Origin of the sequence: uncultured Pseudomonas sp. (genome assembly GCF_913777995.1) — a bacterium.
GTDB lineage: Bacteria > Pseudomonadota > Gammaproteobacteria > Pseudomonadales > Pseudomonadaceae > Aquipseudomonas.
Genome location: NZ_CAJYVE010000038.1, coordinates 105407 through 120343 on the forward strand (window position 1 = coordinate 105407; position 14937 = coordinate 120343).

At 65.0% G+C, this 14937-nt stretch carries 12 protein-coding genes; 6 read left to right on the forward strand and 6 right to left on the reverse strand.

Features of this window, described 5'->3' with window-relative positions; translation table 11 throughout:
* Window position 1 precedes the first annotated feature (1 nt).
* The 4 genes from QZ497_RS16720 (at window position 2) to QZ497_RS16735 (ending at window position 5041) form a co-directional block, all read left to right on the forward strand.
* Window positions 2-1129: a GNAT family N-acetyltransferase gene (locus QZ497_RS16720; RefSeq protein ID WP_295476942.1), complete on the forward strand. Its 1128-nt coding sequence runs from the start codon at window positions 2-4 to the stop codon at window positions 1127-1129.
* Window positions 1126-2880, forward strand: a complete 1755-nt coding sequence (locus QZ497_RS16725; RefSeq protein WP_295476944.1) for a sensor histidine kinase — start codon at window positions 1126-1128, stop codon at window positions 2878-2880. The genes QZ497_RS16720 and QZ497_RS16725 overlap by 4 nt, the downstream gene beginning before the upstream one ends.
* A complete protein-coding gene (locus tag QZ497_RS16730) occupies window positions 2877-4268 on the forward strand; it encodes a sigma-54 dependent transcriptional regulator (RefSeq protein ID WP_295476946.1) in 1392 nt (463 codons plus the stop codon). The genes QZ497_RS16725 and QZ497_RS16730 overlap by 4 nt, the downstream gene beginning before the upstream one ends.
* Before the next feature lie 143 nt (window positions 4269-4411).
* Window positions 4412-5041, forward strand: a complete 630-nt coding sequence (locus QZ497_RS16735; RefSeq protein WP_295476948.1) for a LysE family translocator — start codon at window positions 4412-4414, stop codon at window positions 5039-5041.
* A 197-nt stretch (window positions 5042-5238) separates the two neighbouring features.
* On the opposite strand, the gene QZ497_RS16740 is transcribed toward QZ497_RS16735, so the two are convergent.
* Window positions 5239-5778 (reverse strand): hypothetical protein, encoded by a 540-nt coding sequence (locus QZ497_RS16740; RefSeq protein WP_295476950.1) that lies wholly within the window; start codon window positions 5776-5778, stop codon window positions 5239-5241.
* A gap of 193 nt (window positions 5779-5971) precedes the next feature.
* On the opposite strand from QZ497_RS16740, the gene QZ497_RS16745 reads away from it, so the two are divergent.
* Entirely contained in the window at window positions 5972-6946 is a 975-nt protein-coding gene (locus tag QZ497_RS16745) for an arsenic resistance protein (protein WP_295476952.1), read from the forward strand.
* A gap of 29 nt (window positions 6947-6975) precedes the next feature.
* Here QZ497_RS16745 and QZ497_RS16750 read toward each other — a convergent pair whose 3' ends face one another.
* The 3 genes from QZ497_RS16750 to QZ497_RS16760 form a co-directional block, all read right to left on the reverse strand.
* Window positions 6976-7542 (reverse strand): hypothetical protein, encoded by a 567-nt coding sequence (locus QZ497_RS16750; protein WP_295476954.1) that lies wholly within the window; start codon window positions 7540-7542, stop codon window positions 6976-6978.
* Between the two features lie 143 nt (window positions 7543-7685).
* Window positions 7686-8507, reverse strand: a complete 822-nt coding sequence (locus QZ497_RS16755) for an aldo/keto reductase (RefSeq protein ID WP_295476956.1) — start codon at window positions 8505-8507, stop codon at window positions 7686-7688.
* Between the two features lie 63 nt (window positions 8508-8570).
* Window positions 8571-10202, reverse strand: a complete 1632-nt coding sequence (locus QZ497_RS16760; protein ID WP_295476958.1) for a methyl-accepting chemotaxis protein — start codon at window positions 10200-10202, stop codon at window positions 8571-8573.
* 362 nt (window positions 10203-10564) lie between these two features.
* Here QZ497_RS16760 and QZ497_RS16765 point away from each other — a divergent pair, with 362 nt between their 5' ends.
* The gene (locus QZ497_RS16765) at window positions 10565-12739 is read left to right on the forward strand and encodes a TonB-dependent siderophore receptor (RefSeq protein ID WP_295476960.1); all 2175 of its coding nucleotides are present in this window, start codon (window positions 10565-10567) and stop codon (window positions 12737-12739) included.
* Window positions 12740-12869: 130 nt separating this feature from the next.
* On the opposite strand, the gene QZ497_RS16770 is transcribed toward QZ497_RS16765, so the two are convergent.
* Together QZ497_RS16770 and QZ497_RS16775 are read right to left on the reverse strand one after the other, a co-directional pair.
* Window positions 12870-13823 carry an ABC transporter substrate-binding protein gene (locus QZ497_RS16770; RefSeq protein ID WP_295476962.1) on the reverse strand — a complete coding sequence of 318 codons (954 nt, stop codon included), beginning with the start codon at window positions 13821-13823 and terminating at the stop codon, window positions 12870-12872.
* 10 nt (window positions 13824-13833) lie between these two features.
* Window positions 13834-14898 carry an LLM class flavin-dependent oxidoreductase gene (locus QZ497_RS16775; RefSeq protein WP_295476987.1) on the reverse strand — a complete coding sequence of 355 codons (1065 nt, stop codon included), beginning with the start codon at window positions 14896-14898 and terminating at the stop codon, window positions 13834-13836.
* Between the last annotated feature and the right edge of the window lie 39 nt (window positions 14899-14937).

Genomic DNA, 14937 nt, shown 5'->3' on the forward strand with positions numbered 1-14937 from the left:
GATGATCACCGCCCATGCATTCGCCAGCATCGAACGTATCGAGCGTGAACAGTGGAACGCCTGTTTCCCCGGCACGCTGGAGGACTGGGACTACTACCTGGCCGTGGAGAAAGCCGGCATCGAGGGTTTCGCATGGCGCTACCTGGCGCTGTATGAGGACCAGCAACTCGTGGCGGCGGTGCCGGCGTTCATCACCCGCTACAGCCTGGACACCACGGTGCAGGGCCTGGCAAGGCGCTTGAGTCAGGCGCTGGCACGCCTGTGGCCGGGTGCCTTGCAACTGGGGCTGTATGCCCTGGGCTCGCCCGTGGCCGAGCGTTGTGAAGCGGGGGTGGCCCGCCACCTGCCGCAGGTGCAGCGCGCCGCCCTGCTGCAACGCCTGCTGGCGCTGGCCCGTGAGGATGCGCAGCGTTTCGACATTGGCCTGCTGGCGGTCAAGGACGCGCCGCTGGCTGCCGGCGAGTGGGTGCAGGCCTGCGAGCAGGCCGGGTTGCATGCGCTGCCGAGCTTGCCCGGCGCCAGCCTGCCGATGGGCTTCGCCTGCCTGGATGACTACGTCGGCACCTTGGGCAAGTCCACCCGCAAGGACCTGCGGCGCCTGTTGCGCAGCCCGGCACCGCAGATCGAGTGGCGCGAGCAGGTCGAGGACGTGCTGCCGGAAATGATGCGCCTGTATGAAGCCACCCTGGCACGTAGCGACCTGCAGTTCGAGCGCCTGGGGCCGGATTACTTCACCGGTGTCCTGCAGCGCCTGCCAGGCCGGGCAGTCTGCGTGCTGTATTGGGTCGACGGGCAACTGGCGGCCTTCAATCTGCTGCTGGTCGACGAACACCGCCTGCTCGACAAATTCTTCGCCCATGACCTGCAACGCACCCGCGAGCACAGCCTTTACGCCCGCAGCTGGCTGGCCAATGTCGAATACTGCATCCGTCAGGGCATCAGCACTTACGAGTGCGGGCAGGCCGGCTACGCCAGCAAGATGCGTTTCGGTTGCCGATTCCAGGGCAATATGCTGTTCTTTCGCCATCGCAACTGGTTGATCGACACCTTGCTGCGCCTGGTGAAACGGCTCATCCGCCCCGACCGACACGATCCCGCCATGGCGGCCGCTATAAGCGAACATTCATGACCCAGGCCAAACCCCGGTTGTTTTCCCTGTCGCGCTGGACCGTGCAGCGCAAGCTGGTGCTGGCGTTCTGGTTGGTCAGTGTGATCCCTACCATGATCGCCGCCGAGCTGGCCGCTACCACGCTGTCGCAGATCTTCGACAGCAACGTGCGTATCTGGCTGCAGGAGTCGACGCGCATCGTCAACGACGAGATCAGCGAGATCCTGCGCGACAACGCGCGCGCCGCGCAGCTGTTCCTCGGCTACCTGGACAACGGCGCGCAACCGGGCAAGGTGCCTGACCGGCGCATCGCCGACATTGCCGATGCCATGGGCATCGATGTGGTGGCGCTGGTGCGCAGCAGCGACCACCAGGTGCTGTATTCCACCGCGCCGGATGCAGTGGTCGGGCAGATCAGCCTGGGCGCCGATGAAGTGCTGCAGACCGTGCGCTACGGCGGCGCGCCGGTGGGGGCGGTGGTTTCCACCTATCACACCATCCAGGGCGGGGTCGATTGCCAGTTGATGATCGCCACCTACCTGGACAGCAGCTTCCTGACCAGCGTCGCCGACGTGCATTCCCTCGACCTGCGCCTGTACCTCAAGGACCAGGAGGGCTTTGCCGAAGTCTTTTCCACCCAGCGCTTCGAGAACCACCCGTTGCGCGTGCCGCCGGGCATCGAGACGCTGCTGCGCCAGACCCGTGAGCCCAGCGAACAGTCCAATTCGCGCTACAGCGGCGTGTATTCGCCGATCTTCAACGACGGCGGCGACATGCAGGGGGTGGTGTTCAGCGGCCTGCTGCGCCATTCGACGCTGGTCGGGCTGGTCAACCAGACCAACCTGTTCCTGTTGATCCTGCTGTTCGGCTCGGCGCTGTCGCTGAGCGTCGGCTGGTTCATCTCGCAGCGTCTGACCCGCCCGCTGCGTGGGCTGGCCGCAGGGGTTCAGGCGGTGACCGCCGGCGATTACCAGCAGCATGTCGAAGTGATCGGCAGCGATGAGCTGGCCGACCTGAGCGTGACCTTCAACCACATGACCGAGCGCCTGCGCGAGCTGCAGGACCTCGAAGCCCAGTTGCGCCGCCGCGACCGCCTGCACACCCTGGGTGAAGTGGCCATGGGCCTGGCCCACGAGATTCGCAACCCGCTGGGCATCATCAAGACCGCCACGCAGTTGCTGCACCGCCGTGCGGCCTTGCCGGAAGCCGACATGCGCCACCTCGAATACGTGATCAGCGAGGTGACGCGCATCAACGACCTGATCACCGAGTTTCTCGATTTCGCCCGGCCCAGCGCGCCGCTGCGCTCGCTGCAGCCGGCCCGCCCGCTGCTGGAGGACCTGCTGGGTTTCTGCGCGCCGGAGCTGGCGACCCGGCATATCGAGGCGCACATCGAAGAGCGCGACCCTGAAACGCGTATCTACGCCGATGGCCGCCAACTGACCCAGGCGTGCCTGAACCTGGTGCTCAACGCCATCGACGCGATGCCCGACGGCGGCACCCTGACCCTCAGCCTGTCCAGCGAAGGGCCCTGGACGCTGATCAGCGTCAGCGACACCGGGCAGGGCATCGAGGCCGACATGCTCGAACGCATCTTCACGCCGTTCGTCACCACCAAGGCTTCGGGAACCGGCCTGGGCCTGGCCAAGGTCTACTCGATCATGGAAAACCACGACGGGCACATCGAGTGCATCAGCGAACCAGGCGCCGGGGCGACCTTCAACCTGTACCTGCCCAGCCATGAACACAGCGATCAAGGAAAGCAGCCATGAGCCACAACGTGCTGGTGGTCGACGACGAACCCAAGCTCTGCGACCTGCTGGCCTCGGCCCTGAGCCACAGCAACCTGCAGGTGTTCACCGCCGGTAACGGTCTGCATGGCCTGACGGTGATGGAGCGCGAAGACATCGACCTGGTGATCAGTGACTGGCGGATGCCTGGCATGGATGGTCCGCAACTGCTGGCGGAAATCCGCACGCGCTACCCGCAGGTGCCGGTGATCGTCATGACCGCCTACAGCACGGTGAAGAACGCCGTGCAGTCGATGCGCAACGGTGCCTTCGACTACATCGCCAAGCCGTTCGACATCGACGAGCTGGACATCACCGTCAGCAAGGCCCTGCAATTCCGTGACATCCTGCGCGACAACCATCGCCTGCGCGCCGAACTCGACGAGCATCGGCAGATCGACAGCCTGGTGGGCGAGAGCCCGGCCTTTCGCCGGGTGATCCAGGCCGTGGAGTCGGTGCGCGAAAGCGGCGCGACCATTCTGCTGACTGGGGAGAGCGGCACCGGCAAGGAAATGGTCGCCCGCGCCATCCACCGCCACGGCAATCGCGCCGACCAGCCGTTCGTGGCGGTCAACTGTGCGGCGATTCCCGAAGGCCTGCTGGAGAGCGAGATGTTCGGCCACCGCAAGGGCGCCTTCACCGGGGCGGTGGCAGACCGGATAGGGCGCTTCCAGCAGGCCGACAAGGGCACGCTGTTTCTCGACGAAATCGGTGAGATGCCCCTGGCGCTGCAGGCCAAGATCCTGCGCGCCCTGCAGGAGCGCATCATCGAGCCGGTGGGCGACCCGCGCGAGCGCAAGGTCGACGTGCGGGTCATCGCAGCCACCAACAAGGACCTGCTCGAAGCGGTGGCGAACAAGGAGTTTCGCGAAGACCTCTACTACCGCCTCAACGTCTTCCCGATTCCGCTGCCGCCGCTGCGTGAGCGGGTCGAAGACATCGCCCCGCTGGCGCGCCATTTCGCCCACAGCCTGGGTGCCGAGGCCGGCAAGCGCATCACCGGCTTCAGCCCCGAAGCGCTGCTGGCCATGAGTCGCTATGGCTGGCCGGGCAATATCCGCGAACTGCAGAACTGCGTCGAACGCGCCACCATCGTGGCGAGCGGTCCGGTGATCCAGGACAGCGACCTGCCGGGCTATCTGTTCAACGCTCCCGCGGCCCAGGAGGCAGCACCGCTCGACGCCGTGAGCGACATTCCTTCGGACCTCGACGCCGCCCTGGCGCAAGTGGAAAAGACCTGCATCCTCGCTGCCCTGCAGCGCACCCAGGGCGTCCAGGCCGCCGCCGCGCAACTGCTGGGCATTTCCGAACGCAGCCTGTGGTACCGGATCAAGAAGCTGGAGATCCATGTCGAGCGGATCGTGCGCTAGAAAACGGTCGGTCAGGCTGGCTTCAGCGAAGACGCGGCATCGAGCCTGGCGGCGACTGTCTGGTCGAAAATGCCCCGGTCTGTATCTATGGTCGGCTGCGCCGAGCCTCTACTGTGTGGCTTCGACCTCAGGGAGTGTTGCCCATGCCGGACTTGAACAGCCTCTACCTCTTCAGCCTCGCCGCACTTGTGCTGCTGGTCGTGCCCGGCCCGAACATGGCGTTCGTTACCAGCCATGCGCTGGCCTATGGTTGGCGGGCCGGGTTTGCCGCTGCCTTGGGTAATGCGCTGGCTGATCTGGTACTGACCCTGCTGGTCAGCGCCGGTGTCGGAGCGCTGGTGATGAGCTGGGCGCCAGCGTTCGAGATCCTGCGCATGCTCGGTGCCGCCTACCTGCTGTGGATGGCCTGGCAGGCGGTCAAAGACGCCAAGGCGCCAACCGGGCAACCGGCACAACTGGCCGCCTGGCCCCGGGTGCTGCTGCGCGCCGCGCTCAATAGCCTGCTCAACCCCAAGGCGCTGCTGTTCTTCATGGTGTTCCTGCCGCAGTTCGTCACCCTCGGCAATGGCCATGTCGCCCTGCAACTGCTGGTCCTCGGCGCGTTGCTGTCGCTCATGGCGCTGTTGTTCAATGCCTTTCTGGCCGCCGCTGCGCTGCTGCTCAAGCGCCGCCTGGTCGGCGGTTCGCGCCGCGCACGGCTGGCCAACTACGGCTTCGCCGGGGTCATGGCGGCCCTGGCCATACGCCTGGTGTTCTTCGAACGCTCGACCTGAACACGGCCAGGGGCAACACAGTTCGGTTAAGCGGCATGTGGCCCGGTGGGAGCGGCTTTAGCCGCGAAAGCGTCAGGAAACTCCCTGCATCTGTTGTGAACATGCGGTCGCTTCGCGGCTGAAGCCGCTCCTACCCGGCCTGACTGAACAGTGTTGGCTGTAAGCGTGATGCCGCGTTCGCGAGCGGCAGCGTGCGGCTAGGCGCCTGAGTTCAGGTCCAGCGCACGCATGACCTCACGCCGCCAGGGCGTGGCGATCTGTTCCGGCACGCGGGCCAGGTAGTCGCGGGCGTGCTCGCGGGTTTCGCCCTGCAGGCCCTGCAAGTAATCGATGGCCTGCTTGCGGCTGGGCAGGCGACCTTCCTGGTTGTCGATCCTTGGCGGCAGTGCCGTCCACACCAGGGCGTCGACACCGCGCTCCAGGGCCCAGTCGGCCAGGACCCCCTGGTCGTTACGCGCCGGCACGTACAGGCCGACGCCGTCGTCGCGCTGCTCGGGAATCTGCTCGCGCACGCGCAACGCCTGGCAGGCCGTATCCAGGTCAGGCACATCCAGTACCGACCACAGCACCTGGCTGGGCGTCGCGTTCATGCACAAGGCCGTGGCCAGTTCGCCGCCGTCGCCGACCCGGCAGAATTCCACCGGCAGCCTCGGGCCATCGAAGAACCACTCGCAGCGCAAAGGCAGATCGCCCGGTTTCCATATCAGTGAACCCCATCCCAGGCAGGCAATGACCATCGCTTTACCTCTCCAATACAGCGATACAGGTGCCGAGGCACGTCCTGCAGGTTGGAGTGGCCGGTAATGGCAAAAGGTCCATCAATCCGCTGGCAGGGCTGCCGCAGGCTTCAAGTGACGAGCAAATCCCTGTAGGTTCGGCAGCCTGATCCAGAAGGCTGGCCAGCCTTCGTCCGCAACGAGGAGTCGCTGCATGCAAGCTGTCCGGGATGCCCTGGAAAACCGTCAGGTCACCATTTACTTCGTCGCCGTGCTGCTGGCAGCTGTGCTGGCCTGGCGACTGCCGGGCACCGAGGCGCTGGAGGCGGCTGTCGAGCCGGCACTGGCCTTCATGCTGCTGGTGACCTTTCTGCAGGTGCCACTGGTCGAACTGCGCCAGGCCTTTACCCGGCTGCGCTTCATCGGCGCGCTGCTGAGTGCCAATTTCATCGTCGTGCCGTTGCTGGTGTGGGCGCTGCTGCCGCTGGTGCCGGCCGACCCTCTGGTGCGCCTGGGTGTGCTGCTGGTGTTACTGGCACCGTGCATCGACTATGTGGTGACTTTCACCCAACTGGGACGCGGCGACGCACGGCTGCTGCTGGCCGCCACCCCAGTGCTGCTGGTGGTGCAGATGCTGGCACTGCCGCTGTACCTGGAGGTCCTGCTGGGCGAGGTGGCCACCGGAGTCATTCATGCCGGGCCGTTCCTGCAGGCCTTCGCCTGGCTGATCGCACTGCCGTTGCTGCTGGCCGCCGCCCTGCAATGGCTGGGCCGGCGCAGCCGTGCGATGGCGGGCGTCAATCTCGGCCTGGGGCTGTGCCCGGTACCCGCCACGGCGCTGGTGCTGCTCATCGTGATCGCCGCAACCGGGCCGCGTATCGAAGCCGCACTGCCCAGCGCGCTGGCGGTGTTGCCGGTGTACCTGGCGTTCGCGGTCATCGCCCCGTTGCTCGGCGCCTGGGTGGCACGGGCCTGGCGCCTCGACGCGGCAGCGGGCAGGGCGGTGCTGTTCAGTGCCGCGACACGTAATTCCCTGGTGGTGCTGCCGCTGGCCCTGGCGGTGCCGGGAGCGATTCCGGTGCTGCCAGCGGTGATCATCACCCAGACCCTGGTGGAATTGTGCGCCGAGCTGGTCTACGTGCGCCTGGCGCCGCGCCTCGGTCGCCAGGGCAGGTCTCAGGCCAACTGATCGACTCGCTTAAGCGTTCAGTACGTGGCTCAGTTTGCAAATGGGAACAGAGAAGGGCGGGGCGTTGCATCGGTTTTACGAAAACGTATGCACATGGGGCTGGTTGGCATAGGTCGCACTTTTTCCAACGGCTGAGCGACCCATTCGTCACCCTGCTTTTTCAATGCGCCGATGGCACAAAATGCCTGGTCACGCTCAAGGCCTGGTATCAGACCGGACACCTTCTTGTTGTACGTATCGGACTGAAAGAGATACGAGGCATCTTTCTCGGGGGTGAAGGAGACCTGTATCACGCAGTATTGGCTGCCATAGGTATCGTCATATCTGAGGACCAATGGCTTGTCCGGCCTGACGTCGGCGCTAAGGTAGCCATCGGCGTAAGGCATGGATGAAACTCCTTGATAGCAACCCCGGTCATCGATGTTCAGCAGGGCCAGATTCGTGTCGGAGGATTGCTTCATGCGAATGTTCGCCGAGGGTTCTCCGGGCTTTGGAAAGTCATAGGGTTTGCCAGAGGGGGACCAGCTGCAGGCGCTCAGCGAGCTGACCAGGGCCAAAGACAGACCCATGCCGAGCGTTTTTTGCATCCTGTACATCGATTGCTTCCTTCAAATACACGCCTGTCCCTGCGTCAAGTCATCCGAGACTTGCCATCTCTATTTGTTACGGCTGTGTCGGGCTGGGTGTTGCAGGGGAGAAAAAAGGAGGCGGCGCTGCCCGTGCCGCCCCGCGTTGAGCCTCAGACCATTTCCAACGGCATCTTGCGCGTCGGCGGCTGCCAGGCGCGGTCGATGTCGAGCAGGTCCTGTTCGCTGAGACGCAGGTCCAGCGCCGCGAGGTTTTCGCGGATGTGCCCGGGTTCCACGGCCTTGGGAATGGCGACCAGTTGCTGCTGGCGCAGCACCCAGGCCAGGCTGATCTGCGCCGGGCTGGCGTTGTGGCGGCGGGCCACGGTCTGCAGGGCGGGGTGCCAGAGCAGGTCGCCGCCCTGGCCGATGGGGCAGTAGGCCATGGTTGGCAGCTGGCGTTCGGCGGACCAGGGCAGCAGGTCGAACTCGATGCCCCGCTGCGAGGGGTTGTACAGCACCTGATTGGCCGCACACCGCGAGTCGTGCAGTTCCACCAGGTCGGGGACGTCGAAATTCGACACGCCCCAGGCGCCGATCTTGCCTTGCTCGCGCAGGCGCTCGAAGGCCTCGACGGTTTCTTCCAGGGGGTACTGGCCGCGCCAGTGCAGCAGGTACAGGTCGATGTAGTCGGTGCCCAGGCGCCGCAGGCTGGCCTCGCAGGCACGCGGCACGCCCTGGGTGCTGGCGTTGAAGGGGTAGACCTTGCTGACCAGGCAGACGCGGTCGCGCTGGCCGCGTATCGCCTGGGCGACGACCTCTTCGGCGCCGCCGTCGGCGTACATCTCGGCGGTGTCGATGAGAGTCAGGCCCAGGTCGATGCCCAGGCACAGGGCGGCGATTTCTTCCGAGCGTCGGTGACTTTTCTCACCCATGTGCCAAGTGCCCTGGCCAAGGACCGGGACGCTCTTGCCCGCCAGTTTCAAAGTGCGCATTTCGTCTGCTCCCGCCAGTTCGGATAAGGGGCTTTGATGGAAAAACGCTGTGCGGGTTCAACCTCAGATCCGGAAAGGCCTCAGCCAATCGTTGAGTTGCTGGCTGAGTCGCGCCAGATTCAGGCTCGCGGCGCTGGACTGTTCGGCGGCCAGGGTGGTGCTCTGCGACAGCTGCGCGGTCTGGGTGACGTTCTGGTTGATGTCATCCACCACATGGGATTGCTGCAGCGTGGCGCTGGCGATCGAGGCATTCAGGCCGTTGAGGTTGCGCAGTGCCTGGCTGATCGAGTTGAGACTCTGGCCAGCCAGATTGGCTTGCTCGATGGTCGCCTGGGAGGCGCGGCTGCTGTCGCCAATGACCTTGACTGCCGCATCGGAATGTCCTTGCAGGCTCTCGATCATGCCCTGGATTTCCGCCGTGGACTTCTGCGTACGCTGGGCCAGCAGGCGCACCTCGTCGGCGACCACGGCGAAGCCGCGGCCCTGTTCGCCCGCGCGTGCCGCCTCGATGGCGGCGTTGAGGGCCAGCAGGTTGGTCTGTTCGGCGATGCCGCTGATCACTTCCAGCACGCTGCCGATCTGGGTGGTCTCGCTGGACAGGGTGCGGATCACCGCCACGGCCTGTTCGATGGTGGCCGACAGTTGCTGGATCTGCCGCAGGCTGCCGTCGATATTGACCAGGCCCTGCTGCGCTTCTGACTCGGCGTTGCGCATTTCGCTGGCGGCATGTTCGGCGTTGCGCGCCACGTCCTGCACGCCATAGGTGACCTGATTGACCGCCGTGGCCACCAGTTCCATCTGTTGCGATTGCTGCTGGCTGCGCGCCTGGGCCTGCTCGGCGCTGCTGCCCAGTTCTTGGGAGGCGTCGCCGAGGGCCACCGCTGACTGCTGCAACTGGCCGATCACCCCGCGCAACTGAGCGATGAAGGTATTGAAATGCTGGCCGAGCTGGGTGATTTCATCTTTGCCATGGGTTTCCAGGGTGCGGGTCAGGTCGCTTTCGCCACTGGCCACGTTGGCCATGGCCTGCACCGCCGCGCGCAACGGCACGACGATGCTGCGCAGAATGACGATGACCAGCAGGGCCATGACCACGCCGATGGCCAGGCACACCAGGGCGGCCTTGATGATCTGGGCCTTGAACTCCGCCGCGACGTCGTCGACGTAAACGCCCGAGCCGATGATCCAGCCCCAGGGTTCGAAGAGCTGCACATAGGAGGTCTTGGGCACCGGTTCGCTGGCGCCCGGCTGGGGCCAGCGGTAATTCACCACGCCGGAACCCTGGCGCTTGGCGATGACGACCATCTCGTTGAACAGGGCGAAACCGTCAGGGTCCTTGATCCCCGAGAGATCCTGGCCTTCGAGCTTGGCGTTCATGGGATGCATGATCATCACCGGGCGCAGGTCGTTGATCCAGAAGTAATCGTTCTGGTCGTAGCGCAGCCCGCGGATCGCCGACAACGCTTGTTGCTGGGCGGCTTCGCGAGTGAGGGTGCCAGCGCTTTCCAGGCCGTTGTAGTACTTGAGAATACCGCTGGCGGTCTGCACCACATGGATGGTCTTGAGGGTCTTGGCCTGATACAGGTCGTCGTGGATCTGCTTGAGCAGGGCGCCGGCCAGAATGCACAGCATGACCACACAGACCACGAGAATCAGCCACAGGCGGCGGCTGATGGAAAGATTGCGCATGTGCATGGCACAGCCCTCGATGATTATTGTTATTCACGCAGGGTGTCGGGCTCGGACCCAGTGGGCGGGTCCACGCCTCTTGTCTGCGTGTCGGCGTATCGTGACCAAAACTGAGCAGGGGGTCACGATTTTTTTCATGGCTTACGGCCATCGTCGTAGATGGGAGGGCTTGTCAGGCAGGAGATGCGGGGTAGAGCGGTGATGCGCTGTTCGTCAGGGGCGCTGTTAAATCTTGTAAAGGTAGTTACAGGTTGTGAAAAATTTGTGATTTACTAGTAACGATTCTCAAGAACGTTAGCAGATGCTTCGCGTTCCAGAAGGACTTCGTTCGGCCAAGGAGGGGCCATCACTTTCAGGTATCCCGCCCCATGGCTCTTCGCTTTCCGTCTCGCCCGACCCTGCTCGCGCTGTGTTGCTCTGCCAGTTTCGCGGTGAATGCCGCCGACCCGGTGATCGAACTGGGTGCCATCGATGTCAATGCTGCGGCCGTCAAGGCCAATTCCAACACCCTGCCGGACGCCTATGCCGGCGGCCAGGTCGCCAGGGGCGGGCAGATGGGTGTGCTGGGCAACCAGGACAACATGGACGTGCCGTTCACCCTAACCAGCTATACCTCGAAACTGATCGAGGACCAGCAGGCCGAAGACGTCGGCGACGTGCTGCTCAACGACCCGTCGGTGCGCCAGTCGTTCGGTTTCGGCAACCAGTCCCAAGTGTTCGTGATCCGTGGCATGCCCCTGAACGGCGACGATATTTCGTACAACGGCCTGTATGGCGTGCTGCCTCGGCAGATCCTCTCCATCGACGCGCTGGAGCGGGTCGAGGTGTTCAAGGGGCCCAATGCCTTCATCAATGGCGTGACACCCACCGGCAGCGGCCTGGGTGGCGGTGTGAACCTGCAGCCCAAGCGCGCTGGCGACACGCCGACCCGCCGCTATACCCAGGACATCAGCAGCGACGGACGCATCGGCGAACACCTTGACCTGGGTCAGCGCTTCGGCGCCGACAACCGTTTCGGTGCGCGGGTCAACCTCAGCCAGCGCGAAGGCGAAACCGCCATCGACGACCAGGACCAGCGCTCCAAGCTGTTCGTCGCCGGGCTGGACTACCGTGGCGACAACTTCCGGGTGTCCGGCGATTTCGGTTACCAGAAAGAGCGCATCAACCACCTGCGCAACACCGTGCAGATCGGCACCGCCACCCGGGTGCCGACCGCGCCGAGCGCCAGCCATAACTATGGCCAGGACTGGACCTACAGCGAGACCGAAGACACCTTCGGCATGCTGCGCGGCGACTGGGACCTGAGCGAGAACTGGACCGCCTACCTGGCCGGCGGCGCCAAGCACAGCCGTGAGACCGGCGTGTACGGCACCCCGACCCTGGTCGGCAACAGCGGCACGGCGACCATCGGCGGCTCGGAAATTCCCCATAACGAGGACAACACCTCGTTCGCTGCCGGCCTCAATGGCCGGGTGCAGACCGGGCCGGTCAGTCATCAGATCGCGATTGGCGCGTCGACCATCTGGACCCAGCAGGAGAATGCCTACACCTTCTATCGCTCGACTGCGGGCAACACCAATATCTATGACAAGGTCACCTTGCCCAAGCCCACCAATGTATCGTTTGCCGGTGGGAAAATGGGGGATCCAGGGGTGACCGGCAAGACTCGTAACCGCAGCCTGGCCATTTCCGACACCGTCGGGCTGTTCGACGACAGCCTGCTGCTTACCTATGGCCTGCGTCGGCAGCAATTGCGTGTAGAAAACTACAGCTACGATGGCCCGGTCGCCGATGGCAGCCGTACTTCGCTCTACGACCAATCCATCACCACCCCGGTGTACGGCATCGTCTACAAGCCGGTGCAGAGCGTGTCGCTGTATGCCAACCGCATCGAAGGCCTGGCCGCCGGGCCGGTGGCGTCGGGCAGCAATATCACCAACCTCGGCCAGGCCTTCCCGCCGGGGCGCACCAAGCAGCTGGAAGCCGGTATCAAGCTGGACCGGCAGAGCTACGGCGCCAATCTGGCGGTGTTCCGCATCGAAAAGCCGTCTGATGGCTACGTGGACAGCAGCCAGAATCTCTATGTGCGCGACGGTGAACAGGTCAACAAGGGCCTGGAGCTGAGCCTGTTCGGCGAGCCTGTCGAAGGTCTGCGCCTGATGGCCGGCGGCACGCGCATGACCTCCGAACTGAAGAACACCTCGGGGGGCTCCAATGACGGTAACCACGCCATCGGTGTGCCGACCTTCCAGCTCAACGCCAGCGTCGACTGGGACGTACCCGGTGTCGAAGGCCTGGCCCTCAACGCGCGCGCCCTGCGCACCGGCGGCCAGTACGCCGACGCGGCGAACAACCTGAGCCTGCCGACCTGGAACCGCTTCGACGCCGGCGCGCGCTACAAGCTCAAGGCCTGGAAAGACCTGACCCTGCGCGTCAACGTGGAGAACATCACCGACAAGAACTACTGGGCCTCGGCCAATGGCGGCTACCTGACCCAGGGCGAGCCGCGGCTGGTGAAGTTCTCCGGGACCATCGATTTCTGACCCGAGGGAAGGCTGCGCAGCGGCTTCGGTCGCGATTGCTTCCCGGCTGAAGCCGGTCCTACAGGACAGGAGTGGCTTCAGCCGCGAAACAGGTCCCGCCGTCGCGGCTCAATGCCGTTGTCATGCCCCCTCACTGACGGGGCTTGAAGGCCTGGCTGAACGAGGTGTCGATCACCGCCCGGGTGTCGAAGGCCTTGGGCAGGGCACCGGTCTGTACCAGGAAGTCGGCGGTGCCCTGGTAATCGTGGGCGGCCTGTTCGTCCACCGGGCCGACGCTCATGTCGGCCTGGCCGATCCAGTGGCGCGACACCGTCGGGTCGAGGTTGGCTTTCTTCGCCCAGGTGTCGGCGTAGCTGTCCTTGTTGGCCTCGACCCACTCCCGTGCCTTCTGCAGGCGCCCGAGGAAGTCGCTGATGGCTGCGCGCTTGGGCTCGATGGCACTGGCGTTGGCGGCAATGCTCGACAGACCGGGCATCAGGCCGCGTGCGGTGATGATCGGCCGGGCGCCAGAGTGCACCACCTGCTGGGAAATGTACGGCTCCCATACCGGAAAGGCGTCGATGCTGCCCTGGGGAAAGGCCGCTGCCGCGTCGATGGGCATCAGTTTGACGAACTGTACGTAGTCATGCGGCAGGCCGGCCTTGTCCAGTGCCCGCAAGGTCAGCTGCTGGCTCCAGGCGCCGGGCCAGTAGGCGACTTTCTTGCCCTTGAGGTCTTCGATGCGCTGGATCGGCGAGTCCTTGCCCACCAGCAGGGCAATGGTGTCCGGGTTTTGCCGCGACACGCCGATCAGCTTCACCGGCGCGCCCTTGGCGGCCAGGAACAGAAAGCCCGAATCGCCGAGAAAACCCAGGTCCAGGGCGCCGACTTCCAGGCCTTCGGCCACCGGTGCGGCAGACTGGAAATGTTTCCACTCGACCGTGTAAGGCGCGCCCTCCAGGACGCCGGAGGCTTCCACCGACGCACGCACGTTGTAGTAGTTCTGGTCGCCGATGCGCAGCACCGTCTGCTCAGCCGCCTGGGCGGCGGGAAGGACGATGGCCAGGGCTGCCAGACTGTTGCGCAGGGCTTGAAGCAGGTTCATGCAGGTCTCCTCAGCCGGTCAGGCGCGGTTGCAGGGCGGCGATCTGTTCACGAATTGCCGGTATCAGGCCCCGGCCGTAGGCTTCGGCGTCGTCCAGAGGATCGAAGCCGCGAATCAGGAAGGTGCTGGCCCCGGCCTGCCAGTAGCGGCCCAGGGCTTTGGCGACCTGTTCCGGGGTGCCGACCAGGGCGGTGGAGTTCCATTGCGCGCCGGTCAACCGCGCGACACCGGTCCACAGCCGTTCGTCGAGCACTTCGCCGCGCTGCGCCGCTGCCAACAGGCGTTGTGAACCCGCGTTGTCCGGTGTGTGGCCATGCACGGGCAGGCCCTGGCGTTCGCGGTTGGCGCGGATGCGTTCGAGTATCTCGGCGGCGCGGCGCCAGGCGGCTTCTTCGCTGTCGGCGACGATGGGCCGGAACGACACCGAGATGCGCGGGTTGCGCCCTTGGGCCTGAGCCAGGCGCTGCAGGTGGCGTACGTGCTCGCTGAAGTCCGCCAACGGTTCGCCCCACAGCATGTAGGTGTCGGCATGGCGCGCGGCAACCTCCAGCGCGGCGGGCGAGGAGCCGCTGAAGTAAATGGGGATGTGTGGCTTTTGCCGCGGGCGTACGTTGGGCAAGGCGCCCTTGAAGCGATAGAACTCGCCCTGGTGGTCCACCGGACCCGCAGCCGTCCAGATCGCCTTGAGCGCGTGCAGGTATTCATCGGTGCGCGCGTAGCGCTGGTCATGGTCGAGCCAGTCGCCGTCGCGTTGCTGATCCGTGTCGCTGCCACCGCTGATCACATTGAGGGCCAGGCGGCCGTTGCTGAACTGGTCGAGCGTGGCCAGCTGCCGGGCCGCCAGGGGCGGGGCGATCACGCCGGGGCGGTAGGCGAGCAGGATGCCGAGGCGCTGGGTGGCGGCGGCGATGAACGAACTGACCACCGCGCCCTCGGCGCCATTGGAGAAGTAGCCGACCAGCGCCTTGTCGAAGCCGGCGTTTTCATGCGCCTGCGCGAAGCGGCGCACGAAGTCCGCGTCTACGGCGTCGCCCAGCGGCTGGTCCACCTCGGCGCTGGGGGTGGCGGTGATCATGCCGATGATTTCGACGCTCATGGAAGCTCCTTCGCCTGG

Bases quoted from the DNA above. Each gene is read 5' to 3' on its own strand.
- QZ497_RS16770 (WP_295476962.1), bottom strand. From the start codon at position 13,823: ATGAACCTGCTTCAAGCCCTGCGCAACAGTCTGGCAGCCCTGGCCATC.
- QZ497_RS16745 (WP_295476952.1), top strand. From the start codon at position 5,972: ATGCAAGCTGTCCGGGATGCCCTGGAAAACCGTCAGGTCACCATTTAC.
- QZ497_RS16730 (WP_295476946.1), top strand. From the start codon at position 2,877: ATGAGCCACAACGTGCTGGTGGTCGACGACGAACCCAAGCTCTGCGAC.
- QZ497_RS16760 (WP_295476958.1), bottom strand. From the start codon at position 10,202: ATGCACATGCGCAATCTTTCCATCAGCCGCCGCCTGTGGCTGATTCTC.
- QZ497_RS16725 (WP_295476944.1), top strand. From the start codon at position 1,126: ATGACCCAGGCCAAACCCCGGTTGTTTTCCCTGTCGCGCTGGACCGTG.
- QZ497_RS16755 (WP_295476956.1), bottom strand. From the start codon at position 8,507: ATGCGCACTTTGAAACTGGCGGGCAAGAGCGTCCCGGTCCTTGGCCAG.
- QZ497_RS16775 (WP_295476987.1), bottom strand. From the start codon at position 14,898: ATGATCACCGCCACCCCCAGCGCCGAGGTGGACCAGCCGCTGGGCGAC.
- QZ497_RS16735 (WP_295476948.1), top strand. From the start codon at position 4,412: ATGCCGGACTTGAACAGCCTCTACCTCTTCAGCCTCGCCGCACTTGTG.
- QZ497_RS16740 (WP_295476950.1), bottom strand. From the start codon at position 5,778: ATGGTCATTGCCTGCCTGGGATGGGGTTCACTGATATGGAAACCGGGC.
- QZ497_RS16765 (WP_295476960.1), top strand. From the start codon at position 10,565: ATGGCTCTTCGCTTTCCGTCTCGCCCGACCCTGCTCGCGCTGTGTTGC.
- QZ497_RS16750 (WP_295476954.1), bottom strand. From the start codon at position 7,542: ATGTACAGGATGCAAAAAACGCTCGGCATGGGTCTGTCTTTGGCCCTG.
- QZ497_RS16720 (WP_295476942.1), top strand. From the start codon at position 2: ATGATCACCGCCCATGCATTCGCCAGCATCGAACGTATCGAGCGTGAA.